Annotated in this window: 26 protein-coding genes and 1 other annotated feature (1 of these 27 cut by a window edge); of the genes, 17 read left to right on the forward strand and 9 right to left on the reverse strand. The window is 55.5% G+C overall.

Annotated features, from left to right (window positions below; translation table 11 throughout):
- Positions 1-100 precede the first annotated feature (100 nt).
- On the reverse strand, positions 101-2,812 hold the full coding sequence (acnA, locus tag DNH61_RS13950) for an aconitate hydratase AcnA (RefSeq protein ID WP_111147250.1): 2,712 nt from the start codon (positions 2,810-2,812) through the stop codon (positions 101-103).
- Positions 2,813-3,129: 317 nt separating this feature from the next.
- Here acnA and DNH61_RS13955 point away from each other — a divergent pair, with 317 nt between their 5' ends.
- The 8 genes from DNH61_RS13955 (at position 3,130) to DNH61_RS13990 (ending at position 10,276) form a co-directional block, all read left to right on the forward strand.
- Positions 3,130-4,299 (forward strand): amidase domain-containing protein, encoded by a 1,170-nt coding sequence (locus DNH61_RS13955; RefSeq protein WP_111147251.1) that lies wholly within the window; start codon positions 3,130-3,132, stop codon positions 4,297-4,299.
- Positions 4,300-4,376: 77 nt separating this feature from the next.
- Positions 4,377-5,489: a D-alanine--D-alanine ligase gene (locus DNH61_RS13960; protein ID WP_111147252.1), complete on the forward strand. Its 1,113-nt coding sequence runs from the start codon at positions 4,377-4,379 to the stop codon at positions 5,487-5,489.
- 83 nt (positions 5,490-5,572) lie between these two features.
- The gene (locus DNH61_RS13965; RefSeq protein WP_111147253.1) at positions 5,573-5,890 is read left to right on the forward strand and encodes a hypothetical protein; all 318 of its coding nucleotides are present in this window, start codon (positions 5,573-5,575) and stop codon (positions 5,888-5,890) included.
- On the forward strand, positions 5,887-6,972 hold the full coding sequence (gene uvsE / locus DNH61_RS13970; protein WP_111147254.1) for a UV DNA damage repair endonuclease UvsE: 1,086 nt from the start codon (positions 5,887-5,889) through the stop codon (positions 6,970-6,972). Before DNH61_RS13965 ends, uvsE begins: the two co-directional genes overlap by 4 nt.
- A gap of 103 nt (positions 6,973-7,075) precedes the next feature.
- Entirely contained in the window at positions 7,076-7,846 is a 771-nt protein-coding gene (fabI, locus tag DNH61_RS13975) for an enoyl-ACP reductase FabI (RefSeq protein WP_111147255.1), read from the forward strand.
- 182 nt (positions 7,847-8,028) lie between these two features.
- Positions 8,029-8,850, forward strand: a complete 822-nt coding sequence (locus DNH61_RS13980; protein WP_111147256.1) for a sulfite exporter TauE/SafE family protein — start codon at positions 8,029-8,031, stop codon at positions 8,848-8,850.
- Between the two features lie 112 nt (positions 8,851-8,962).
- Entirely contained in the window at positions 8,963-9,811 is an 849-nt protein-coding gene (locus tag DNH61_RS13985; RefSeq protein WP_111147257.1) for an inositol monophosphatase family protein, read from the forward strand.
- 162 nt (positions 9,812-9,973) lie between these two features.
- A complete protein-coding gene (locus DNH61_RS13990) occupies positions 9,974-10,276 on the forward strand; it encodes a hypothetical protein (RefSeq protein WP_111147258.1) in 303 nt (100 codons plus the stop codon).
- Between the two features lie 66 nt (positions 10,277-10,342).
- On the opposite strand, the gene DNH61_RS13995 is transcribed toward DNH61_RS13990, so the two are convergent.
- Positions 10,343-10,807, reverse strand: coding sequence for a bactofilin family protein (locus tag DNH61_RS13995; protein WP_111147259.1), 465 nt, complete (start codon positions 10,805-10,807; stop codon positions 10,343-10,345).
- 2 nt (positions 10,808-10,809) lie between these two features.
- Positions 10,810-11,829 (reverse strand): peptidoglycan DD-metalloendopeptidase family protein, encoded by a 1,020-nt coding sequence (locus tag DNH61_RS14000; RefSeq protein WP_111147260.1) that lies wholly within the window; start codon positions 11,827-11,829, stop codon positions 10,810-10,812.
- Positions 11,830-12,028: 199 nt separating this feature from the next.
- Here DNH61_RS14000 and cls point away from each other — a divergent pair, with 199 nt between their 5' ends.
- The gene (gene cls / locus DNH61_RS14005) at positions 12,029-13,456 is read left to right on the forward strand and encodes a cardiolipin synthase (protein ID WP_111147261.1); all 1,428 of its coding nucleotides are present in this window, start codon (positions 12,029-12,031) and stop codon (positions 13,454-13,456) included.
- Between the two features lie 56 nt (positions 13,457-13,512).
- Here cls and ligD read toward each other — a convergent pair whose 3' ends face one another.
- Genes ligD through ku form a run of 3 tightly spaced genes read right to left on the reverse strand, consistent with a single transcriptional unit; the run spans position 13,513 to position 16,461 of the window.
- Complete coding sequence (gene ligD, locus DNH61_RS14010; protein WP_111147262.1) at positions 13,513-14,409, reverse strand: non-homologous end-joining DNA ligase; 897 nt, start codon at positions 14,407-14,409, stop codon at positions 13,513-13,515.
- 7 nt (positions 14,410-14,416) lie between these two features.
- Positions 14,417-15,436 (reverse strand): ATP-dependent DNA ligase, encoded by a 1,020-nt coding sequence (locus DNH61_RS14015; protein WP_111147263.1) that lies wholly within the window; start codon positions 15,434-15,436, stop codon positions 14,417-14,419.
- Positions 15,437-15,438: 2 nt separating this feature from the next.
- On the reverse strand, positions 15,439-16,461 hold the full coding sequence (gene ku, locus DNH61_RS14020) for a non-homologous end joining protein Ku (protein WP_111147264.1): 1,023 nt from the start codon (positions 16,459-16,461) through the stop codon (positions 15,439-15,441).
- Between the two features lie 168 nt (positions 16,462-16,629).
- Here ku and DNH61_RS14025 point away from each other — a divergent pair, with 168 nt between their 5' ends.
- From DNH61_RS14025 to DNH61_RS14035, 3 genes are read left to right on the forward strand one after another with little or no spacing between them, the layout of a single operon-like run.
- On the forward strand, positions 16,630-16,818 hold the full coding sequence (locus tag DNH61_RS14025; RefSeq protein WP_111147265.1) for a hypothetical protein: 189 nt from the start codon (positions 16,630-16,632) through the stop codon (positions 16,816-16,818).
- A 41-nt stretch (positions 16,819-16,859) separates the two neighbouring features.
- Complete coding sequence (locus DNH61_RS14030; protein ID WP_111147378.1) at positions 16,860-17,045, forward strand: H-type small acid-soluble spore protein; 186 nt, start codon at positions 16,860-16,862, stop codon at positions 17,043-17,045.
- Between the two features lie 50 nt (positions 17,046-17,095).
- The gene (locus tag DNH61_RS14035) at positions 17,096-18,040 is read left to right on the forward strand and encodes a polysaccharide deacetylase family protein (RefSeq protein ID WP_484216270.1); all 945 of its coding nucleotides are present in this window, start codon (positions 17,096-17,098) and stop codon (positions 18,038-18,040) included.
- Here the strand turns inward: DNH61_RS14035 and DNH61_RS14040 are convergent.
- Complete coding sequence (locus DNH61_RS14040) at positions 18,006-18,239, reverse strand: hypothetical protein (protein ID WP_111147266.1); 234 nt, start codon at positions 18,237-18,239, stop codon at positions 18,006-18,008. The genes DNH61_RS14035 and DNH61_RS14040 overlap by 35 nt on opposite strands.
- A 129-nt stretch (positions 18,240-18,368) precedes the next feature.
- Here DNH61_RS14040 and DNH61_RS14045 point away from each other — a divergent pair, with 129 nt between their 5' ends.
- From DNH61_RS14045 to tsaD, 5 genes are all read left to right on the forward strand, one after another.
- Positions 18,369-19,265 carry a YitT family protein gene (locus tag DNH61_RS14045; RefSeq protein ID WP_111147267.1) on the forward strand — a complete coding sequence of 299 codons (897 nt, stop codon included), beginning with the start codon at positions 18,369-18,371 and terminating at the stop codon, positions 19,263-19,265.
- Between the two features lie 137 nt (positions 19,266-19,402).
- On the forward strand, positions 19,403-19,897 hold the full coding sequence (tsaE, locus tag DNH61_RS14050; protein ID WP_111147268.1) for a tRNA (adenosine(37)-N6)-threonylcarbamoyltransferase complex ATPase subunit type 1 TsaE: 495 nt from the start codon (positions 19,403-19,405) through the stop codon (positions 19,895-19,897).
- Positions 19,894-20,730: a tRNA (adenosine(37)-N6)-threonylcarbamoyltransferase complex dimerization subunit type 1 TsaB gene (tsaB, locus tag DNH61_RS14055; protein ID WP_111147269.1), complete on the forward strand. Its 837-nt coding sequence runs from the start codon at positions 19,894-19,896 to the stop codon at positions 20,728-20,730. Before tsaE ends, tsaB begins: the two co-directional genes overlap by 4 nt.
- A 5-nt stretch (positions 20,731-20,735) precedes the next feature.
- Positions 20,736-21,239: a ribosomal protein S18-alanine N-acetyltransferase gene (gene rimI, locus DNH61_RS14060; protein ID WP_245948173.1), complete on the forward strand. Its 504-nt coding sequence runs from the start codon at positions 20,736-20,738 to the stop codon at positions 21,237-21,239.
- Positions 21,240-22,298: a tRNA (adenosine(37)-N6)-threonylcarbamoyltransferase complex transferase subunit TsaD gene (gene tsaD / locus DNH61_RS14065; RefSeq protein ID WP_111147271.1), complete on the forward strand. Its 1,059-nt coding sequence runs from the start codon at positions 21,240-21,242 to the stop codon at positions 22,296-22,298. It abuts the gene before it with no gap.
- A gap of 120 nt (positions 22,299-22,418) precedes the next feature.
- Here tsaD and DNH61_RS14070 read toward each other — a convergent pair whose 3' ends face one another.
- Together DNH61_RS14070 and DNH61_RS14075 are read right to left on the reverse strand one after the other, a co-directional pair.
- Positions 22,419-23,495 carry a phosphodiester glycosidase family protein gene (locus DNH61_RS14070; protein ID WP_111147272.1) on the reverse strand — a complete coding sequence of 359 codons (1,077 nt, stop codon included), beginning with the start codon at positions 23,493-23,495 and terminating at the stop codon, positions 22,419-22,421.
- Positions 23,495-23,920 carry a hypothetical protein gene (locus tag DNH61_RS14075; protein ID WP_111147273.1) on the reverse strand — a complete coding sequence of 142 codons (426 nt, stop codon included), beginning with the start codon at positions 23,918-23,920 and terminating at the stop codon, positions 23,495-23,497. The genes DNH61_RS14070 and DNH61_RS14075 overlap by 1 nt, the downstream gene beginning before the upstream one ends.
- A gap of 694 nt (positions 23,921-24,614) precedes the next feature.
- Positions 24,615-24,964: a binding site (T-box leader), on the forward strand; it runs 6 nt beyond the window's last position.

Here is a 24,964-nt window from a genome sequence, read left to right on the forward strand (position 1 = left end):
ATCACTCAAGTCCAGCATAGGAAAAGAAACCTTTCCTTAAGGTAGTTGCATTACCAAGGAAAGGTTTCTTAACGTTCTGGCAGATGTCGCTTCTGCCTCTTTACATATTCTTGATCATTTCACGAAGAACAGTCTGCAGAATACCGCCGTTACGGTAGTAATCTACATCCACCATGGAGTCCAGCCGAACCGTTACCGTGAACTCAAAGGACGTGCCGTCTTCACGGGTTGCCTTCACGGTTACTTTCTCGCCAGGCTGTACTTCATTGGACAGACCAATGATATCGAAGGTTTCCGTTCCGTTGATGCCGAGAGTGGACCAGCCTTGACCTTCCTGGAACTGCAGCGGCAGAACGCCCATGCCGACCAGGTTGGAGCGGTGGATACGCTCGAAGCTCTCCGCGATGACTGCTTTGACGCCCAGCAGGAAGGTACCCTTCGCTGCCCAGTCACGGGAGCTGCCTGTGCCGTATTCCTTGCCGGCAATGACTACGAGGTTCGTGCCGTCCGCCTGATACTTCATCGAAGCATCATAGATGGACATCACTTCGTCAGTAGGCAGGTACTTCGTAACGCCGCCCTCAGTGCCCGGCGCAACCTGGTTGCGGATCCGGATGTTGGCGAACGTACCGCGCATCATTACCTCATGATGGCCGCGGCGGGAGCCGTACGAGTTGAAGTCCTTCTTCTCTACGCCATGAGCGAGCAGGTATTCACCCGCCGGGCTGTCCGCCTTGATGTTGCCCGCTGGCGAGATATGGTCCGTTGTAACGGAATCGCCGAGCAAAGCCATTGCCTTCGCGCCCTTGATATCCTCGATATCGGCAACGCCGTCCGTAACATTCTCGAAGAACGGCGGATTGGCGATGTAAGTGGACTTCTCATCCCACTCATAGGATTCGCCTTCCGGTACCGGAATCGTATTCCAGCGCTCATTCTGAGTGAAGACATGCTCATACTTGGCACGGAACATATCCGGTGTCAGGGACGCTTGCGTTGCCTCTGCAATTTCAGCATTAGTCGGCCAGATATCCTTCAGATAAACCGGCTGACCGCTTGGATCATGGCCGATCGGGTCATTCGCCAGATCGATGTTCACTGTACCGGCAAGCGCATAAGCGACGACAAGCGGAGGAGAAGCCAGGTAGTTCGCTTTCACCTGGGCATGCACGCGGCCTTCGAAGTTCCGGTTACCCGACAGGACAGCCGCTACTGTCATATCGTTGTCGGCGATCGCCTGGCTGACTTCGTCAGGCAGCGGGCCGGAGTTGCCGATACAGGTTGCGCAGCCATAGCCGGCAACATGGAAGCCGAGCTTCTCAAGCGGCTCAAGCAGGCCGGCTTTGAGCAGGTAGTCGGTTACGACAAGGGAACCAGGCGTAAGCGAGCTCTTCACGTACTCAGGCTTCACGAGGCCGCGCTCAACAGCCTTCTTGGCAACGAGGCCTGCGCCGAGCATTACGGTGGGGTTAGAGGTATTCGTACAGCTGGTGATTGCAGCGATCACGACTGCGCCCGTACCCATTTTGCTCGTTTTGCCGTTCGGGTGCTTTACTTCAACGACTTCTTCAATCTTATCGTCGGAGAGGCCGTATCCGCCCTTCTCAATCGGTGTGCGGATGATATCGTTGAACGCATCCTTCATGTTCGTCAGCTCGATGCGGTCCTGCGGACGCTTCGGTCCCGCAAGGCTCGGTACGATCGTGGACAAATCCAGCTCGATCACATCGGTGAAGACCGGATCTGGCGTTTCGTCTGTGCGGAACATGTTCTGCGCCTTGTAGTAAGCTTCGACCAGTTCAATCTGCTCTTCGCTGCGGCCGGTTTGGCGCATGAAGTCAAGCGTGATGGCATCAACCGGGAAGAAGCCGACGGTTGCGCCGTACTCAGGTGCCATGTTGGCAACTGTTGCACGGTCAGGCAGGCTGATGTTGGAGAGGCCAGGCCCAAAGAACTCAACGAATTTGCCGACAACGCCCTTCTTCCGGAGGATTTCCGTGACGGTCAGCGCAAGGTCAGTTGCCGTGGAGCCCTCTGCCAGCTTGCCGGTCAGCTTGAAGCCGATAACTTCAGGTGTGACAAAATAGAGCGGCTGTCCCAGCATGCCGGCTTCCGCCTCGATACCGCCTACGCCCCAGCCGACAACGCCAAGACCGTTGATCATAGTGGTATGAGAGTCGGTACCTACAAGGGAATCCGGGAATACGACGGTTTCGCCGTCAATATTCTTGGTGGCCGCTACCGAAGCCAGATACTCCAGGTTTACCTGGTGGACGATACCGGTTGCAGGAGGAACGGCACGGAAGTTGTCAAATGCAGTCTGTGCCCAGCGCAGGAAGCGGTAGCGCTCGCCATTGCGCTCAAATTCAATACGTTCATTATATTCAAGCGCATCCGGCGTGCCGAACGCGTCAACCATTACGGAGTGGTCGATAACCAGGTCGACAGGAACAAGCGGGTTGATCTTCTTCGGATCGCCGCCTGCCTTCTTGACGGTATCGCGCATAGCTGCGAGGTCAACGACAACAGGGACACCAGTGAAGTCCTGCAGAACGATACGGGCAGGAATGAATGGAATTTCCTTGTCTTCGCGGCCGTTCGCCCAGCCTGTCAGCTGCTTCACATGGTCGCCGGTAATTGCGCGGCCGTCGAATTGACGGACAGCTGCCTCAAGCAGCACTTTAATGGAGAAGGGGAGTTTGGAAATCGGACCGAGGCCCTGCTCCTCGAGACCATCCAGCCGATAGTAAGCATACTGCTTGCCTTCGACCTGAAGGTTCGAGCGGACCGAGTAGTGGTCTTGTTTTGCCATGGGTTGAAAACGCCTCCTTAGAATATGTTCAGATGAGTCTGCCTGCGATCCTGCGTAAATCGGTTTCGTTACGGAGAAGAGAAGTAAGCTGCTCTTTCCTGTTTCACAGAGTGAAACCCAATTTCATAATCGCTCATAATATAAGTATATCGTTTTTTAGGTGCGATAGTAAAGAGCGATTTTCTTCATGGGACTGCCTGTTTCTTCATATAATTGAACCATTGTTCGCCGCCCGCTGCAACCTGTGGGCCGGCGGGCGTGAGCAGCAGCTGGTCCGTCCGTTCACAGGGGGCGGCAGCTTCAAAGGAGGTTCTCGCATGCCTGCAAAACAGGTAAAGGCACCGGAGAATGATAGATTGAAGGGCTGGAAGGCCGCCGTTTATGAATATGTTAAGCTTGTCAACCAGGCAGGTATCGAACCGCTGCGCAGCCATGCGGAGCAGTCGGTTGCCGACCCGGATTGTCTGCAGCGCGTTGAACTTCTGTGCACAAGGGTCCAGCGGCGCGAACAGCAGCGGGAGGCCGAGGCCGTGCGTCAGGAGACGCATGTCAGGCTGCTTGGCACCGAGGAACGGCCGGATGGGCTGTCGGTTGAGCTTGAGCGCTGGATCAAGCGGCTCATCCGTCAGGGGTCAGCCGTCTACACGGAGGAACGGGTGGAACAGGAGCGGCTGCTGCTGGAAGGCAGCCAGGACAACTGGCGTGTCATTAGGGTAGAGCCTGGTCCCGGCGAAAGGGCAATGAAGGCGGCAGGTGCGCAGGAAGGCAGGGACGGCGGAACAGCACGCCGCACTGCGGACCCGGACCACGACCAGGATTCTGCATACGGACAGCAGTCCGGAAAGCATGAAACGGGAGCGCTGGAGCGCCACTGGCATTCGGGGAGCCGCTGGGAGTCAGGCGACACGCCGATCAAGCCTTTGTCTTTACCTTATATAAATTATGAACTTCTTCATGATTTCAATCACCGGGACCCGGAAATCCCCTACCGCCGGGATTTGGCGGCCGCTTATGCCGACAGATGGTGGAACGAGTCCAACCCTGCTTACGAGCTGTTTGACGTTAACTGTACCAACTACGTCTCCCAGTGTGTCTTTGCAGGTCATGCCCCGATGAACTATACTGGTAGAAGAGAATCGGGCTGGTGGTATAAGGGCCGAACAGGCGGCAGAGAATGGTGGAGCTACAGCTGGTCCGTATCGAATGCGCTGGCCGGGTACCTGTCCGGTGACAGGCCACAGGGCCTCAGAGCCGAAGTGGTACGCTCGCCGGAGCAGCTGCAGCTGGGCGATGTAATCGCTTATGACTGGGATGGCAGCGGCCGTTATGGGCACAGCACGGTTGTGACCGCATTTGACCGCCAGGGAATGCCGCTGGTTAATGCCAATACCGTATCAAGCCGCCACCGCTACTGGGATTACAAGGATTCCTACGCCTGGTCGGAATCCACCCGATATCGCTTCTTCCACATAGCAGACTATTTCTGAAGCGCTGGTTCTATAAGAGGCGGACGCATGCATGGGATAGGTACGAAGTGGATATTTTACTAACACCGGAGGATCTTATGGGGGAGAAAATAAAGGTTGGACTGCTGTACGGCGGCAAGTCGGGTGAGCATGAGGTTTCGCTGCAGACGGCGCTGGCAGTCATGAAAGCATTTGATTATACCAAATATGAAATTAAACCTTTCTATATTACCAAGCAGGGGGAATGGCGTTCGGGAGCGCCGCTGCTTAAGGCTCCTGAAGAGGTTGCGCAGCTCCGCTTCGGGGATGCTGGCACGGAGGACAATGCGCTCGTGCCCCTGTTCACCGGGCTGACGGAGAAGGCAGGCAGCGACCGTACGGCCGCATCGGGTGTTGATGTCATGTTCCCGCTGCTTCACGGCACGTTCGGCGAGGATGGCACGGTTCAGGGATTGCTGGAGATGGCCAATCTGCCTTACGTTGGGGCGGGTGTTCTGGCCAGTGCGGTCGGAATGGACAAAATCATGATGAAGAAGGTATTTGCCGAGGAAGGCATTCCGCAGTGCGCTTACCGGTATTTCAACCGGACACAGTGGCAGAAGGACCCGCATTTCTTCGTGATGGAAGTGGAAGTATCGCTTGGCTATCCCTGCTTCATTAAGCCGGCTAACCTTGGCTCAAGCGTAGGAATCTCCAAGGCGAAGAACCGTGAGGAGCTGCTGCAGGCGATTGCTTACGCATTCCGCTTTGACCGCAAGGTAATTGTGGAAGAGTTCGTCGATGCGCGCGAGATTGAAGTCAGTGTGCTGGGCAATGACGAGCCCCGGGCATCGGTGCCGGGCGAGGTCGTGTCGTCGGGTGATTTCTATGATTACAACGCCAAGTATATTGATGGCAAGTCGGTCATGCAAATTCCCGCTCAGCTGCCTGAAGAGACAGCGGAAGCGGTCCGTGATATGGCAGTACGTGCGTTCCTGGCGATTGACGGCTCCGGCTTGTCCCGCGTGGATTTCTTCATGCGCAAGGACGACGGGCAGCTGCTGATCAATGAGGTGAATACGATGCCGGGCTTTACGCCGTTCAGCATGTATCCGCTAATGTGGAAGGAAACAGGACTATCCTATCAGGAGCTGCTGGATAAGCTGATTCAGCTGGCGCTTGAACGCCATGCCGAGAAGCAGCAGATCGATTACAGCGGCGGCGCGGAATAAGTAAAACAGGGCCGGACGCACGCTTGGGCAGTGCAGTCCGGTTTCCGTTAAATGGCACTCATTATCTTAGGGAGGCGACAGGTATGGGATTCCAAACGGAGTTTAACTCGGTATGCAAGTTTAAGTCTGAGCAGGAGCTGTACGAGCTGCTGGAGTACGGCAAGGGCAAGATGGTGAAGAGCGGCTTCCGCGTCTTTCCGACCGGACAGAAGGTCATTGCCTATACGCCTGACAACCAGGCCATCGCCATCGTGAAGATATCGGCCTCTATTGCCGAGATCAATTTTCAGGGTGAGGAAGTGACCCAGGTGGAGATGCAGCTGGTCCGCAAGCTGACTGAGGAGGAAGCGCGGGTTCAGACGGCTCTGGCGTACGAGATGTTCTTCGGGGACCGCTCATGATTGTCCGCTTCGGCTTCGTCGCGATGAGTGTCCTGCTTGAGAATGCTTCACCGTCCCGAACGATGACCTATGCTAACTTTACGAAACTGGCTGACCGGGAAGCGGCGCTTCGCAAGCTGGAGCGGATTACGGAAGAAAATTTGAAGAATGCGCTGCGTATGCTGAAGCATGCGGCGGCCCACGACATCAGAATGTACCGGTTCTCATCCAAAATTATTCCGCTGACCACCCATGAAGGGCTCAGTGACTGGGACCCTTACCGGAATGCGGATGTCAGAGAGGCCTTTGCCAAGGTGGGGGCGTTTGCGAGGGACAAGCATATGCGGGTGTCCTTCCATCCCGACCACTTCTGCGTGCTCAACACGCCAAAGCCGGATGTGCTGCAGAGCTCGATCCGGGATATGAATTATCACATCCGGATGCTGGAGGCAATGGGGCTGGACGAGCGGGCCAAGTGCAACATCCATGTCGGCGGCTCATATGGCGACAAATGTGTATCGGGCGACCGGTTCGTCAGCCAGTTTGGTGAGTTGGATGCCAAGCTGCAGAGCCGGGTTACGCTGGAGAATGATGACAAGACCTTCAATACACAGGAAACTCTGGAGATCGCCGAACGCGCAGGGGTGCCGATGGTGCTGGATATTCATCATCACGCTGTGAATGACGGGGGAATTACCGGCGAGCAGCTGCTCGGTGACCTGTGGCCGCGCATCGTGCAGACGTGGGAGCGTGAGAACGACCGGCTGGCTGCGAGCGGACAAGGGAATGGTGAACAGGCGGCCTTGGCCGGACAACGGGAGGAAGGCACCGCAGGGCGAGAGCTCATTTTGCCACCGAAAATTCACGCTTCGAGCCCGAAGAGTTCGAAGGATCCGCGAGGGCATGCTGACCATGTTGACTATGAGCCGCTGCTTCGCTTCCTGCAAGGGGCTGCTGCTTCCTGCAAGCGGCTGGACGTCATGCTGGAGGCCAAGCGCAAGGATGAAGCGCTGATGCGCCTCATGGACGATTTCCGGGCAGCGGAACAGCGAGGGGAATCGGTTCAGGTGGTGGACGGAGCGACGATCATGATCCCAACCTGATACAGGCAGGTTTTACTTGAATTACAGGCTGAAATCCAGTACGTTGAACTAGAAGGGTTTCATGCAGCCTGTTGACGGTTTACAGGGTAGAGGAGGAGAAGCAATGAGTGGGTTGTTAGAGGGGAAAAATATCGTCGTCATGGGTGTAGCCAATGACCGCAGCATCGCATGGGCGATCGCGCAGTCGCTGGCTGCCCAAGGCGCGAACCTGGCATTTACATACGAGAGCGAACGTGTGGCGGAACGCGTGCGCAAGCTGGCAGGCACGATTCCGGGCTCGGAGGTGCTGCAGTGCAATGTAACGGTTGACGAAGAGATCGAGACGCTTGCGGCCCAATTGAAGGAGCGCTTCGGCACGCTGCACGGAATCGTGCACAGTATCGCCTTCGCCAAGACTGAAGAGCTCGAAGGCATGTACGTGGAAACCTCGCGTGCGGGCTTTGCGCTGGCTCACGATATCAGCGTATACTCCCTGACCGCTGTAGCGCAGCGTCTGTACCCGCTGATGACGGAGGGCGGCAGCATTATGACCATGACCTATCTGGGTGCCGAACGCGCGCTCCGCAACTATAATGTCATGGGCGTTGCCAAGGCGGCGCTTGAAGCTTCCGTCCGCTATCTGGCGAACGATTTGGGACCTCATAACATCCGGGTTAATGCAATCTCGGCAGGTCCGATCAGGACGCTTGCCGCGAAAGGAATCAAGGATTTCAACAGCATTCTCCGTGAGGTGGAAGAGAAGGCGCCGATGCGCCGGACAACCGAAACGGCAGAGGTGGGCGACACCGCGATGTTCCTGATGAGCCAGCTGTCCCGCGGAATAACGGGCGAAGTCATCTATGTCGATAATGGCTACCATATTGTCGGAGTATAACCGGGATTCCGGTAAGCTGTGTACATTTTTTGCAAACACCGTCAGGGCATCTTGGCGGTTTTTTTGCCCCAATAGGTGGTAGGAACAGGACCAGGTTGAAATAGCGGGCGGCTGGAGATGCTGGTAATACCGCGAACTGTGCGCAGACGGCCGATCTTGTTCGTACTGGAAAGTGTGAGAATATGCTGGAAATTATACTGCTTGTCCTGCTTGGGCTGCTGGCTGCCGTGTTCGGCAGTATAGTCGGTCTGGGCGGCGGAATTATTATCGTACCTTCGTTAATGCTGTTCGGGTCAGTCCTTACCGGCGGGGAAATCAGCCATGCAGCAGCGGTGGGCACCTCACTGGCAGTGCTCATTGTCACAGCGCTTGCTTCTACTATATCGTATACCAAGAAGAAGCGGGTAGACTTCCGGATTGGCTGGATGCTCTTCATTACCAGCGGCCCGGCAGCCATGCTGGGTTCGGCCTTGACCGGCCAGCTCCAGGGCGGCTGGTTCCAGCTCATGTTCGGGGTGTTCATGCTGCTTATGGCCGGTCTGCTGATCGCAAGGGATTTCATCAAGCCATCAGCCAGGATTTGGCCCATCAGCAGAACATACGTAGACCCGGAGGGTCAGAGCCATGAATATGGTTTTGCGCTGCTGCCCGGGCTGCTGGTAGGATTTGGTGTGGGTCTTGTGTCCGGCCTCTTCGGCATAGGCGGCGGCTCCTTGTTTGTTCCGGTTATGGTGCTCTTATTCCGGTTCCCGCCGCATGTGGCGACAGCAACCTCGATGTTCGTCATCTTCCTGTCCTCCATACTGGGCAGCGGCGTTCACGCAGTTGTTGGCGAGACCGACTGGCGGCTCGTGCTGGCGCTTATTCCGGGAGCATGGATTGGCGGAAAAGTGGGCGCTTATATCGCGGTTCGCATGTCAGGCAAAGGTCTGCTGTGGCTGCTGCGCGTTACGCTCTTTATCCTCTCCGCACAGCTGATTATAGAAGGCTTGACCCAAATTTAGGCGCAGCCGGCTAGGCTAAGAGGCGAAACTTGGCCGCGCAGGAAACGTATACTAGTTAGTGAACAATAGACTTCATAACACGGATGATATAAACAGAAAGAAGTGATGATAAGTGAGTGATGAAGTACAAGAGCCGATCGTGGGACGGAAGAGCTTTGCTGCCGTCGCCATTAACTGCGCAGCGAAAGCGGGGGAATGGATAAAGACGAAGCTAGGCAGTTATGTGAGCCTTAATATGAAATTTTCACAGCATGACCTGGTGACCGAAATAGACAAGGGCTCGGAGACGATGATCCGCAACCTGATCATGACCCATTTTCCGGACCACTCCTTCCTGGGTGAAGAAGGGGTTGAGCCTGGGCCGAACGCTTCTCTGGAAGCGCTTGACAATATGAAGGAGGCTGAGTATCTGTGGATTGTCGATCCAATCGACGGTACGACCAACTTCGTCCACGGCTTCCCATTCTTTGTTGTGTCGATAGCATTGGCGCACAAGGGTGAAATCATCCTGGGTGTTGTCTATGACCCTTCGCGTGATGAGCTCTTCATCGCTGAGAAGGGCAAGGGAGCCTATGTGCATGGACGCAGAATGCGTGTGTCCCAGGAGAAGGCCGTACACGAGAGCTTGCTCGCAACCGGCTTCCCGGCCGACCATCAGCAGGCGCTGCCCCTCAATATGAAGCAGCTTCAGAGCGTGGCGCCTAAGGCGCGCAATATCCGTGCTTCGGGCTCGGCTGCCCTTCATATGGCTTATGTGGCTGCCGGCCGGCTGAGCGGCTTCTGGGAGATGGGGCTGCATCCATGGGACCTGGCTGCAGGCTCGCTGCTGATCCAGGAGTCGGGCGGCAGGGTAACCGGTCTGAACGGTGAGGCTTACCATCTGGGAATCAAAGATGTAGTAGCTACGAGTGGAGACATTCATGACGAGCTGTTAAAGCTGCTGAAAGAAGCGGGTAAATAAAGGCAGAGCTTAAAGGCAGAGCTGGACAGAAGAGAGGGCTTGCTGTCTGCTTGCCAGCAGTATGAATCGAAGCATCAGGCGGTTCGGTTATTCTTCGGGGATAGGTGCAAGATAAGCAGGCATGAACAGTTTCTGAGCTTATCATCAGGGGAGTGATCGTTGATGAAGGAATCCGATTATCGGGATAGACAGGACATAGAGCTGGAACAGGAGCAGGGCAGTGAACTGGAGCAAGAGCTGGCAGGCCGTCTGACAGACGGACCGGTGGAAGAAGACAGGGACCGCGAAGCCCGTCTGAAGGCGAAGCTGTCGCCCAAATATGAGGTTCGGATTCAGTCCGTGGACGACCCGATCGTGGAAGAAACGAAGCGGTTCCGCAGCATGGCCCGCGAGATCGATGACCGATACGACCGCTATATGGAGCGGGCGCAGCGGCAGGATGAACAGAATGGTGAAGGCCAGTAAAGGAACAAGGCGCCGCAGATGCAGCGCCTTGTTCTGTTCTATGATTAAAAAGGCTTCTGTGTTCAATTACCCGGCCTGTCTGGCCTTGGCGCCTTCACGCTGCTCCTTGGCTGATTGCTGGGAATTGTCGCGGTCCTGCACCGACTGTGGCTGTTGGGAACCGGCCTTAGCGCTGTCGGATGGCTTGTCATTCATCCGGCAGGAGCCGTTCAAGACAGCACCGTCCAGAATGATAAGCGCCTTGGCCGCGACGTTGCCGTGCAGCTGGCCGGAAGAGGTGATGGTGAGCCTGCCAGTGGTCTGGATATCCCCGTATACCTTGCCCGCAATCGTGACGTCCCGTGCTTCAATATTGGAGCGGGCTACGCCGCATTCCCCGATAATAACATCCCCCTTGCAGGAAATATCACCCCGGTATTCGCCTTCCACACGCAGTCCTGCTTCGCAGCTGATCTTGCCCTCTGCGACCGTACCCTGGCCAATCAATGTGTCGGTTACCGAAAGCCGCTTGCTGGAATTGTCTTTGAACATGGTTAGTCCTCCTTTACAAGCCTGAGATATTTTAACGGGTTAACGGGCTCGTCGTGCTGCACGATTTCAAAATGAAGATGAGGCCCGGTGCTGCGGCCGGTAGAGCCGAGCAGCCCGATTTTCTCGCCCCGCACGACGGTTTCCCCTTCCTTCGCCTCTCGTTGGCTTAAGTGCATATAGACCGTTTGGAGTCCTCTCCGGTGTTTAATGATAATATAGTTGCCCTTGCCCGAATCGTAGCCGCTCTCGAGTACAGTTCCGTCTGCAGCAGCAAAGACGGCGTCTCCAGTGCTGCCGGCAATATCGATCCCTGCGTGAAAGGTGGATTTGCGGGTAAAGGGATCGGTCCGGTAGCCGAAGCCGGATGTCATGCGCTTGGAGGTTGTGGGCCACCCGGTTGGAACGGCATTGGCCGCAGCCTGCCGGAGCTTAGCCTGCTTCAGCGAGTATTCCATAGCCTGTTCCATATCGTTAATCATAGCGGTCAGCTGCCGGAAATCCGGCTCATCGCCATTTAGCATTGCGATCATCTCATCCGCTGTCTCTCCAGCGGGGGGTGGAGCGGCGGCGGGCAGGGAGGCTGCTGTTATCGACGAGACGGCGGCCGCGGCTGCAGGGGGGAGGGCCGGTGCCGACGCACCGGAAGGGGCTTCTCCTCCGTAAGTTTCGATGAAGCTCTTCAGCCGGCTCTCGAGCTCGTACAGATCCTGGAGCTTGGCTTTCATCTCTTCGGTATGTTCAGACAGCTCGGCAACATCCTCTTCCAGCGCTTCGATGTGGCCATCCTTCTCTTCGACAGTGGCTTCCCAGGCCGATGACTGCTGCTCGAGCTGCTCTTCAAGCTCTCCGATCAGGTGGGCGGAGCGCATCTGTAGGGTGATAAAGCAGCCGGATACGGCAAGCAGGGCAGCGGCTGGGGCGGCAATCATGGAGCGTTTGGATACTTGAAACTGCCTGACATTCTTGTCTGCGCCACGAATAACCATCAGCGACCATTTGCCTGATCTGGCTCTTCTCAACATGCATCTCCTTCCAGCCGGCTCATCATGATTTGAACGTTCTATAGCTATTTATTCTTGAAAGCTCTAAAACATGCCAACAAAATAGAAGTAATAGGCGTCTTAATAACCAGAGACAGCCTTCTCTGCCGGTTATGCATGTGACGCTTCCGCCCATTTTTGGGTACAATAATGACAGGATTGTGAAGGAGGCGAACAAAACATGTTTTGGCTCACACTGGCACTATTTATCTTCATCTTTCAGATCGCCACCATTCTCATTCTGGAGTTTCGCCGTCCTGCCAAGTCAGTAGCCTGGATTCTGATTATGTTTGTCCTCCCGGTGATCGGATTTGTGATGTACTATTTCCTGGCGAAGGAGTACCGGAACCGTCATAAAATCCGCAAACGCGGCATACCGCCGGAGGAGGTCCGGTTAACGGCCCTCAGGCGCAGCAAGCTGGTTCACCGGCCTTCTGATATGAATAACGGGGAATTCCAGCATCAGGAGAGACTGTTTCATCTGCTGCATCATTTTACGGACTCCCCGATTACCGGCTGCAACAAGGCGGAGATACTGACGGACGGACAGGCGACCTTCGATGCGATTATCGCAGCAATTGAGAAGGCTGAGCATCACGTACATATGGAATACTATACGATCCGCCATGATGAGATCGGCTGCAAATTCAAGGATCTGCTGATCCGCAAGGCGAAGCAGGGAATTAAGGTACGGCTGATTTATGACGGGGTGGGAAGCTATGAGCTCAGCAGCGAGTACATAAGGGAGCTTAAGCAGGCGGGCATTGAGACCGAATGCTTCCTGACTCCGCGAATCGCTTTCTTTGACAAGCGCATTAACTATCGCAACCACCGCAAGATTGCTATTGTCGATGGGACAGTAGGCTTTATCGGGGGCATTAATATCGGGGATGAGTACCTAGGCAAAAATCCGAAGCTCGGCTTCTGGCGCGATACGCATGTCAGGCTTGAAGGCGACTCGGTTTACTACCTGCAGGAAGTATTCCTGAAGGACTGGTGGTTTACGGCAAGAGAGAAGCTGTCTGACCCCGAGTATCTTCCACAGCATCATTGCAGCACCGATGAGCAGGTGCAGATTGTATCCAGCGGGCCGAACAGCGGACTGGAGGAAATCCTGGAATGCGTGTTTGCGGCTCTTGCTGCGGCGAAGAAGCGAATCTATATCGCAACGCCGTACTTCATTCCAGATGAAAGCCTGCTGATGGCCCTGCGTACGGCGGCTTTGAGCGGTGTGGATGTGCGCATTATTATTCCGGGCGTATCGGATTCGAAGCTGGTGCTGGCTGCCAGCTTATCTTACGTAGAGGAGCTGATGTCGGCGGGCGTACGGATTTACCGCTATGGCAAAGGCTTCATGCATGCGAAGGTGCTGCTCGTAGACCACTTATTGGCTTCGGTGGGAACAGCGAATATGGATCTGCGGAGCTTCTACAGCAACTTTGAGATCAACGCGCTCTTGTTTGATCCGAGGCCGATGAAGAAGATCGAAGAGGATTTTATCGAGGATTTGGCTAACTCGCATGAGCTTACGCTGCATGAAATCCGTTCCCGTCCGCTGCGGAGCCGGTTCGGTCAGGTTGTCGCGCGAATGCTGTCACCGCTGCTGTAGGTATAACCGTCAGTGACGGCTAAGAATTCAGTGCAGTGACAGCGAGGGTAAACTGCTTACCCCTTGCGTGTAATGAAATCGAGCAGCGCGCGGATGTTCTGGGCCGGAACGCGCTCAAGCAGATCACCGTGCCTCGACAGTCTCTCTCCGATGGTGTGCAGGTTAAAGTCGGCGGGATGTACGCCCTCGCGCACCTCGTCCCAGTAGAGAGGCGTCGAAACGGAAGCCGCCTGGCGCGCCCGCGGAGTATATGGGGCGGATAAGGTTTTGCCTTGATAATGCTGCAGATAATCGAGGTAGATCAGAGTCCCCCTGTTCTTCTTCAACCGTTCAACCGTGAATAAGTCCGGGTGCGCACGGGCGAGGTATTCGCCGATGAACTGGCCAAACAGCCGAAGCTCGTCAAAGGTTAAATCGGGTTCTACAGGGACCATAATCTGAACGCCAGTTGCGCCGGATGTCTTGGGGACTGACTGCAGCCCAAGCGAGCGAAGCAGCTCTCCAGCCAGCCATGCGGCCTTCATAATCCGCGGCTCTTCATCTAATGAGGGATCAATATCAAGAATCCACTCTGTCGGCCGCTCCGGCTGTTCAATCCGGTCGAAGGAAGCATGGAATTCCAGACAGGCCAGGTTTCCAAGCCAGATCAGAGTCGGCAGCGAATCCAGATGGACATAATGGATGCCGCCTTGTTCGGCGATCCGGACATAGGACGGGACCGGCTCGGGGCAGTTCTTCTGGTAGAACGATTTGCCGTGAATGCCGTTCGGGTAGCGGATTGTGGTCAGATAGCGGTCCTGGCAGTGCTTCAGCAGGTAAGGCGCCAGCATAGCGAGCTTCTCCAGATAGACAAGCTTGGTAATGCCCGCCTCAGGCCACAGCAGCTTCTCAGGGTTGGTGATCGAGATATCATAGCCGCCGATATTTACCGTGCCTTTTGTTTTGACTGGCATATTTTCCTCACCGTCCTTCCTGTCTTCCGAATCCGACCAGCTGGGGATGTCGCAGCAATCCGGCCGAGGTCATCTCAAGCCCTGTTACCGTGCAGACAAAGGGCTGCTGCAGCCATACAACCCGCTCGCCCCTCAGCTCCTGCGGCAGCCGGCCAAGCGGGTTTGCTTCTGTCGGTTGAAGCTGACCGCCTGGCTGGATACCGCTAAGCAGCAGCTGCTTCATCTGCTCGTTCAATCCCAATGACACGCTGCCGATGAAGCTGCCCTCCAGTGACATGACCAGACTGGCGACCCGATTGTCTCTCAGCTTAAGGCCCACAATATCAACCTCAAGCAGCAGAGCAGTCTTCTTCTTCAGCCAGTCCCTATGCTTCTTGCCCTCACGGTAAGGTGAGGTTCTCCGCTTGCTGATGATCCCTTCCCAGCTGTTCTGCTCCACCCACTGCCATAAGGCCGGGCCATTATCGTACATGTCCGTGACCAGCATCATGCCAGCCTGCTTGGGCCATTTCTGCTGAAGCAGCCGATAACGCTCTTCATAGGGAAGCGGTCGCAGGTCCCGCCCCTGATCGTGCAGCAGATCGAACAGGACATAGAGCAGACCATGCTGGTCTTGTCCGGCCTGCTTGCCGGGCCCGCGCATCCGTTCGCGCTGCAGCACCTTCTGGAAATTCGGCCTGCTGCCATCCCAATAGACAAGCTCACCGTCCAGGAGACAGGCGCCCAGCCGGCCGGATGCCTCATCCAGCATGGCTGCAAGCTCCGGGTAAGTTCTGTTCTTCACCAGCATCCGTTTCGAATACAGCTCTACGCCGCCTGTGCCGTCAAGCCTTGCCAGCATGCGTACCCCGTCCCACTTGAGCTGGTAGCACCAGTCGCTCCCCAAGGGAAGCTCTTCTTCACGGATGGGCGCCATCGGCTCGGCTGGCAGTGGCGGCCATCCGGCAGCGGGAATTGCCGCTGCTGCCGCTTCCGCAGTTCCTTCGGGAACGGATGAAGCAGCCGGCGTTTTCGTGTTCCCTGCCATCGTTAGGAGACCGTCTCCTTCGCCTTCTTTTTGCCGCCTTTACGCGGTTTAGCAGTCGGCTCAATATCACCTGCGGCGTTGATCGTTAACGGCTCTTCTGTATCAGCCACTGCTTTGCGCCGTCCGGGCTTGCCGCCTTCAGCATGAACAAGCGATTCCGCTGCTTCTTCCGCCACTTCTGCCTTCTTATCCCCTTTGGCACGCTTCTTGTCCTTGGCAGCGCTCTTGTCCGACGCGGCGGAAGGCTCTGCCGCAGGGACACTGACGGCTTCCAGGCTCGCCTGTAGAGCCGCCATCAGATCCACGACATTGGTGCGCTGCTGCTCCGGCGCAACATGGATTTCCTCGCCTGCAATCTTGGCCTGGATCATCTCCATCAGCTGCGACCGGTAGTCGTCGGTGTACTTGTCCGGTTCAAACGGCGATGACAGCTGCTCAATCAGAAGAGAGGCCATGCTGAGCTCCTTCTCATTAACGGAAACAGCGTCCGGGAGACCGGGAACCTGCGAGATCGGCCGGATTTCATCAGGATAGAAGATCGTCTCCATAGCCAGACAGTTGTCAATCACCCGGATGGCAGCGAGGCTGCTCTTGGAACGGATCGATATCTTCGCAATTCCGATACGGCCGGACTGCTTCATGGCTTCGAGCAGCAGGTTGTAGGCATTGCCGCCTGCCTGATCGGGTGAGAGGTAATACGTTTTCTGAAAATAAATCGGATCGATTTCCTCCAAATCCACGAAATCCAGAATCTGAATGGTCTTCGTCGCATCTGTGGTCAGCTGCTCCAGCTCTTCCTTCTCAAACCGGACGAACCTTCCCTTCTCATATTCATAACCTTTAACGATGTCCTCGTAGTTCACATCGACATTGCAGTTTTGACACTGCTTGACGTAAGAGATTGGTCCCCCGCATGCCTTATGGAGCATGCGCATGGAGATGTCCTTGTCTTCGGTAGCAGAGAACATCTTGATTGGGACATGGACCAGCCCGAAGCTGATCGCGCCTTTCCAGACGGTATGCATATTCACGGCCCCTTTCGGAAGTGAAAGATAAGTATGCGCTTGACGTGATGAATGAGGACTGAGCGGATAACCTCTTCCGCTACAAGTGTTCCCTGAATGCATGAAATCCAACCGGACAGGGCATATTTTTACCCAGTACCCTAAACGCCTGTAAGGAGGTTTCATAGTATGGTTGAGGCAGGCAATTCACCATCCGGTCAGCAGGCAGCCAAGGATGCCAAGCATGAGGGCCGCGATGATCATTTTATGGATATTGACCGCATGACCAATGAAGGGCTGGGCGCCGGTCTGGTGACGGTGCACAATGCCCGGATTGGCGATACAACAACCGATACGATGGACGAGTCCCGAGAGTAGAAGGTATGCCTGCGAAGGCCATAGACAAGGAGGAGCTTGCGATGAACGTTGAACGCGCGCTGGAGATTATGCATGCGAAGGAAACCTATCCGGTTCATTATCAAGGCGATTCGGTATGGATCGCCGAAGTGGATGCGGGAAGCGGAACCGCGACTGTACAGGTACTGGATGACCGGAATGAGACCCAGAAGGTGCCAGTGGAGAGATTGACGGAGCCTGCACGTTAACCGTGATGTGAAGCCTCTTAAGAGGATGGAGGGCAGCGTAAGTGAAGAAAATGATGACATTCATCAGCGGCGTGAGCCTTCTGGTGTTAGCGGCCTGTACCAATACCGGCCCTACGGGTACAGAGCTGCGCCAGCAGATGCGTAAGGAAATCAGGCAGGAGCACAGTGCTCCGGTACCTGAGCAGGGAATGCTGCAGGATAACGCAGGGAATGAAGCTGGCACGAACATGAACCAGACGAATCAGCAGCCGGCCGGTGACGGCAGCAGCAGTCTGATGCGCCTTCAGGCATCTACACCAGAGCTGGAGGATGGGCATGAGGAGCAAGTGCGAGAGCCTGCACCGATGTCACTAGCCGACCTCAGCCGCAAATACCCCAGCACGTTCGTACTCAGCGGCTCGAAAGGGCAGAGAGAAGTAGCCATGACCTTCGATGATGCGCCGGATGCCGTATTTACACCGCTCGTACTGGATGCACTTAAGAAGGCCGGCGTCAAAGCGACATTCTTCTGTGTGGGCAACCGTATTGAAGCACACCCGGATGTGATGCGGCGGATCGTAGCGGAGGGCCATGTCGTAGGGAACCATTCCTACAGCCATCCGAATCTTCCGAAGCTGTCCGATGCAAGGTTCCGGGAGGAGATTCAGAAGACAGACAAGCTGATTAAAGCGTATACCGGATATGCACCGAGCTTCATCCGGCCGCCGTACGGCAACATTACGGAGGAACAGATTAAATGGCTGGCCAGCCAGCATCGAAGGGTTGTTAACTGGAATGTGGATTCACTGGACTGGAAGAACCTGAACCGTGAGCAGGTGGCCGTGAACGTACTGGCCCATATCGGGCCGGGCGCCATTATTCTGCAGCATTCAGGCGGGGGAGTGGGACAGGATCTTACCGGTACCGTGCAGGCGGTGCCAGAGATTGTCGCTAAGCTGAGGCAAGACGGAGTCCGTTTCGTTACGATACCCGGCATGCTTGGGATTCCGCAATAGCCTGCGGCAGGATACATGGGCGACTCATGAATAGAACAGCGCCGTCTGTATTGCCTCTCCGGCAACGCATACGGCGCTGTTCTGCTTTCTTATTCGGGACAATCTGGGTTTGGGGCTTGCGCGTCCAGCTGGTGCGGGTATGATCCAGCTTATGCTGCTGCGGGTGCGAGGCTGCCGGCTTGCTTCGTTTACGGCTCATTGTGTTTAAACACTCCTTAACTGGTTGATCTGTCATTCTATCCTAGTGTACGGCATGCAGAAGCGGCTGGCAATACATTGTATGGGCCGCGTTAGCGTTTTGCATTTCCCTCATGTACGGTACAATAGAATGATCAAACATGAGGAGGAGTGGCTTACGGTACGACAGCAGCACACAGGCTTATCCAAGCTGGAGATTTTCACACGGATTGTATTTATCACAATAGGCGCTATGCTAATGGCGGTATCACTGGAAATTTTCCTGGTGCCTAATCAAATTATTGATGGCGGAATCACAGGCATTTCTATTATGCTCTCTGAGCTCACCCCGCTTCCGCTCGGACTTTATCTATTCCTTATCAATCTCCCGTTCCTGTTCCTGGGCTATAAGCAGATAGGCAAAACATTTGCGATGTCTACCCTGTATGGGGTAGCGGTTCTGTCTATTGGTACATATCTGCTCCACTTTGTGGAACCAGTAGAGATTACAGAAATACTGGCCGCTATCTTTGGTGGTGTTATTCTGGGCATCGGAGTGGGACTTGTCATCCGTTTTGGCGGTTCACTGGACGGAACGGAGATCGTCGCAATCCTGATCAGCAAGGCATCTCCTTTCTCGGTTGGGGAGATTGTCATGTTCTTCAACCTGTTCATTCTGCTGAGCGCCGGCTTCGTATTCAATTGGGAAAGCGCAATGTACTCCATTCTGGCGTACTTCATTGCCTACAAGACGATGGATGTGACCATAGAAGGTCTGGACGAGTCCAAATCGGTCTGGATCATCAGCGATGAGCATGAGGAGCTTGGGGCTGCAATTATAAGCCGTCTCGGCCGGGGTGTAACGTATATGCACGGCGAGGGGGCCTTTACCGGTGATAACAAGAAGGTGATCTTCTGCGTCATCACCCGGCTGGAAGAGGCCAAGCTGAAGTCGATTGTGCAGGAGCTTGACCCGAGTGCCTTCCTGGCCATAGGCAATATCCATGATGTCCGGGGCGGCCGCTTCAAGAAGAAGGATATCCACTAGGCTGCAGGGCTGCCGTCCGCATTGGCGGAAGTGCTGCCCTGTTTTGTTGCGGCTTGAAGGGTGTATCGCTATAATTAAAGGCAAAATGCCGCATGCTAGCCGCGGTCTATCTCAGAATGAACGGGTGAAGGGCAGTTATGGATCGTAGGTACAGCGAAGAAACGGAATGGACGGCTTTAGACCCATCGGGGACCATCCGCCTGGCTGAAGAGCTTGCGGCCTGGTCGGCACCGGGCACTGTAATTACACTGGACGGCGATCTGGGTGCTGGCAAGACGTTCTTCTCCCAGGCCTTCGCGAAGGCGATCGGTGTTCCGGGTGTTGTGAACAGCCCGACCTTTACGATTATCAAGGAGTATGAAGGGGCTGCAATGCCCTTTTATCATATGGATGTATACCGGCTCTCCCAAATAGAGGCTGATGAGCTTGGACTTGATGATTATTTCTACGGTGATGGCGTGACGATCGTGGAATGGGCGAGCCTGATTCCGGAGCTGCTGCCGGATAACCGGATTGAGCTGTTTATTTCGCTGCTTGAGAATGACGGCCGCCGGTTTCGGATCAGAGGAATTGGGGAGCCATACACGCTCTGGTGCAGGAAGCTGCAGGAGACGAAGGAGGAACAGGCATGACGGCACAACAAGAAGGGTTTTACAGAGACGGTTCGCCTGTCATACTGGCACTTGATACCTCTACGGCGGCTTTGGCAGCGGCAGTCGTTCACGGCGGGAGCACGCTGGCGGACATTCAGTCGTTTGCGGAGCGGAACCATTCGGTTCTGACCGTGTCGAAGGTTCAGGAGCTGCTGCAGGTAGCCGGTCTGGATGCATCCGCTCTGGACGGAATCACAGTCGGTCAGGGACCTGGCTCCTATACCGGCATGCGGATTGCCGTAACGGTGGGCAAGACGCTGGCTTGGGTGTGGGACAAGCCGCTGATCGGCGTGTCCAGTCTTGAGGCGCTCGCTTATGGTGCCTACCGTGAGGGTGGTGAAGCCCAGCTTGCGGGCGCAGTGAAGCAGCAGGATGTCGAAGGCCTCCAGACAACCCGCCGGGAGTGGTATGTACCGCTGATGGATGCCCGAAGGGGACAGGTCTATACCGGCCTGTTCGAAGCGGGTGAGGGAGGCTGGCAGAGGCGCCGTCCCGATGGAATCCGTCTGATGCAGAAGTGGGTGGATGAGCTGCTGGAGCTGGCCTTGCAGGACAAGCCGGCCTCCATACGGATTGGCGGAGACCCTTCCCTGCATGAGGAAGAGGCGGGACGGCTTGCGGCATCCTTGTCCGGCAGGTCTATACAGGTACAGATTGTGCCGAATGATATGGAAGGCCGTTCGCTTGGCATGCTGGGAGCAGACCGCCTGCTTCGCGGTGAACAGGATGACATTCACAGCTTTGTACCCAACTATACACAGCTTGCGGAAGCGGAAGCCAAGCTTGCCGCCGCCAGGCAGCAGGGGGGATGAGGACAATGGATCAGGCATCTGGAGCAGCGCTGCCCCGTCCAGAACCGGAAGTCTCCTTCCGGCGGATGGAGCTTGATGATATCCCGGCGATTACGGGAATTGAGCGGGAATCATTCACAGCGCCTTGGTCTCCCGAGGCGTTCCTGAACGAATTGAAGCATAATCACTTCGCGCGGTACATCGTTATGGAGCTTGATGGAAGGATTATTGGATATGGCGGCATGTGGACGATTATCGACGAAGCGCATATCACGAATATTGCGATACGGGAGGCTTATAGAGGACGCGGGCTTGGCAACCTGCTGATGAAGGAGCTGTTGAGGACGGCGGTCCAGTACGGCTCCCGGGCGATAACGCTGGAGGTTCGGGTTTCCAATGAGCCAGCCCAGAATTTATACCGTAAATTCGGCTTCAAGCCAAGCGGGCTGCGTCCCCGCTATTACACGGATAACCAGGAGGACGCTCTGATTATGTGGGCGGATCTCGCGCAAGGGGAGGCGGAGAGCTAGATGGCAGCCCAGATGGCCGGACAACCCGGTGCAGAACTGATATTGGCCATTGAAACCAGCTGCGATGAAACATCGGTGGCAGTGATACGCGGCGGCAAAGAGATTATATCCAATCTGGTATCAAGCCAGATTGAGACACACCGCCAGTTTGGCGGCGTAGTGCCGGAGATTGCCTCCCGCAAGCATGTGGAGGTCATCACCCTGATGATGGAAGCAGCAGTGAAGGAAGCGGGAATTAAGCTTCAGGACTTGTCGGCTGTTGCCGTTACGCAGGGTCCTGGCCTGGTCGGTGCGCTGCTGGTTGGCATTGTAGCCGCCAAGAGTCTGGCTATGGCGCTGGATATTCCGCTGATTGGAACGCATCATATTGCCGGCCATATATACGCGAATAATTTGATCAGCGACATTGTTTATCCTTCCTTGGCGCTGGTCGTTTCTGGAGGGCATACAGAGCTTGTGCTTCTGGAACGCGAGGGCGAATTCCGCATGATCGGCCGCACACGCGATGATGCCGTAGGCGAGGCTTACGATAAGGTGGCTCGCGCACTGAATTTCCCTTATCCGGGCGGGCCGCATGTGGACCGGCTGGCTCAGCAGTCGGCAGAGGTACGCGAGCTGCCGCGCGCATGGCTGGAGGCGGATTCCTATGATTTCAGCTTCAGCGGCCTCAAGTCTGCTGTGCTGGCAGTCATTAACCAGATACGGATGAAGGGTGAAGAGCTGAATACGGCTGCGCTCGCCAGAGGGTTCCAGGAGTCAGTTATTGATGTGCTCGTGACGAAGGCGCTGCGCGCTGTGAAGGAATTCGGGGCGAGGCAGCTGCTGCTGTGCGGCGGCGTGGCGGCTAATGGTGGCCTGCGGGCGGTCCTGCAGGCGCGCTGCGAGGAAAGCGGCATTCCGCTGTTGATTCCCCCGCTGTCCCTATGTACGGATAACGCAGCGATGATTGGAGCAGCTGCTCACCTGAAGTGGATTCGCGGCGAGTTTACGAATCTCGATATGAAGGCCGATCCTGGCCTGCCGCTTGAGGACTGGTCAGTCGGACGCGTGAATATATAAGGGCGGAAGGATAAGCAGGAAAATAACAAACCCGGAGTTCGCCTCATTGGCGTAATCTCCGGGTTATTTAGTATGGGAGCAGCGTGCAGCGTGATAAGTTGTGCCAAGCCCCTCGCTTACTTACTTGAAGAACAGGAAGTTCGTAGCGAGCCTGCGCATCTGACCGTCCGACGGTTTGTTGACAACCCGTCCATTGAATACCAGCGTGGATGACCCGCCGCCGTCAAGATTATAGGCATCCTTGACACCGAAGCGCTGCAGCAGGATCTGGATCTCCTCCAGCGTCGCCCCCGAGCGTCCGCCTTCGTTATAGCCGTCGGTGACCAGGAATAGCAGCTGATCATCCTTGTAGTTAGCGATAACTGTCCGCGGGGCGCGGAGCGGGCTGGTCTTCCACTTGGCCGGGATTGCCTGCTTCCTGCCATCCTTCATCAGAATGGGAACGAAGGAGGCGCCGAATTTCGGCTTCTGTTTATCCAGCTGGTCTTTACGGGAATACTTGCCGCCGATGAGCTTTAAGTCCTCATTCAAGCCGACGAAGAACAGATCCTTGACCGATGGCTGGAATCCGCCTACATATTCGCTGTCGACGACGGTGGTGCTGAGCGGATACCGTTTTCCGTTGCCGTCAGCATAGCCTCCAGCGTTCACCCCTGCAAAGGCCTTGTAACGCTTGACTGCGGCCAGTGTCGTCTCCGACCGGCCAAATTCGTCTTCGCCCAGCACCATAGACATCGCTTTGTCGGTCTTCAGCTTCACTTTCAGTGCATATCCGACGAAATGCTGCGCCTTAATGTAATAGAGCTGCGCGCGCAGGTTATCGGTCTGGACGGATTCGGAAGGAGACCCAAGCTTGATCGTAATCCGCCGGTCATAGATATGCAGCGGGCGTTCCTTCTGCACAGCGGTATTGTTCACAATGGCCTTCATCTCCGCATTGGTCTTGCTGTAGAGCTCCGCATCCTTCTTGATTGACTCTGCAGTCTGGATGGCTAAGGCGTTAGCCTGCTCCAGCTTCTGCAGGGCAGCATCAGCCTGATGTCCGGTCTCGGGCAGTTTGTTCTCATCAAGCGGGGGATAGGCTGCATCCCCTGGCATGATCGTCATGCCGGACAGAAGAAGCCAGATCGCTGCCCCGAGGAACGGGGCGGTGGCGAGCAGGAACACCCGGTTGACATCTTTTATCCGTATTTTCATTATTTCAACACATCCAGATTTTTCTTCAGTTCATCGAGCTGCTTCTTCACTTCATTGATCTGGGTGTACAGTTTGTTGCTGTTGTCGGTCTTGTTATTCGCGTTATCCTTCGTGAAGGTCAGCAGTTCATTCAAGGAATCGACTTTGCCCGAGATTTGGGTGATTTCCGCCTGCAGGCCTGCTTCAACCTGCTCAATACGAGCCAGATAATCAGTCTGCATGGTACTAATGCGTGCTGCGGTCTGTGCTTCAATTTGAGCCGTAATATTCCGCTCTATATAACCGGTATACGACACCATTCCGGCTGCTCCGCCGGCGATTAGGATTAACCAGGCTGTAACGAGAAACGCGACTGGAGGTTTGGCGGTCTTGCGGGAGGAACGCTCGTACCCGCTTGCGGCCGTAGTCTGGATGTTAGATTGCATGTTGATAGATTCACCTCGGTAAAATAATAGGATGATGACGGGCCTTTGACCCTGGCAGTGGCGGCAGTGATTAGACGAGAGGGGGAGAACGGTACGACAAGACGACGAACGAAGCGGCATTAGCGGCTTGCTTAGGTTACATAATTACGGTCTATATTCTACCATACGGCAGCAGGATGTTGATAGAAAATCAGGGAAATTTAATGAACCTGTCATCGATTTGCAATCATCATAATTAGGCGAATTCTGAATTGACAGATATTTATCGGGTCACTATAATAAGGTCAACAACTTGTTATACCATGATGACCATACAGGAAACGCTGTGAACAGGAGCAAGTAAGGACGTTCGGGATGCCGGCCTATCGCATGAGTAGGCGGTCAGAGAGCTGCGGGCTGGTGCAACGCAGTCGATGAACACCTGAAATCTCGCCTGGGAGCGGAACGGTTCAGGATATGGCGGGCTGTGCGGGTTCTTCCGCAGCTTGCATTCGTCCAGACTGTTACGGCTAACCCCCGTCACCGGGTGCCCGCTACACGTGCTGTATATAGCTGCCGTGCCAGGGGGATTAAGTGGGCGCTTCGCCGGAAACGGGGCGTCAACAAGGGTGGTACCGCGCGGGCTATTAACAAACCTGTCGTCTCTTGATTGTGATCAAGAGGCGGCAGGTTTTTCTGATTTTAACCCCATAATACACACACAGTGAACAGGAGTAGTAAACAGTGAGATGTTCCAGCGGCAGCTTTGCTTCAGCAGAGCAGGCCGGACAGAGAGCTGCGGGATGGTGCGACGCAGCGGGAGCAATTCAGTTGAACTCGCCTGGGAGTGAAGCTGCGGAAAGGGTGCGGACGCGCACCATGTACGCAGCTGCGGCTGACCCCCGTTACCGGGTGCAGAGCTTTCATCATGATTATGGACGCGTCCATTCATGGCTGACGCAGGGTCCTCCTGCTGTCCACGATTCATGCTGAAGCTTCTGCTCAAGCGGACCGCCTTCGTGGCGGTCAACAAGAGTGGTACCGCGGCAGTCAAGACCTGTCGTC

Source organism: Paenibacillus sambharensis (assembly GCF_003233845.1).
Classification (GTDB): domain Bacteria; phylum Bacillota; class Bacilli; order Paenibacillales; family Paenibacillaceae; genus Paenibacillus_I; species Paenibacillus_I sambharensis.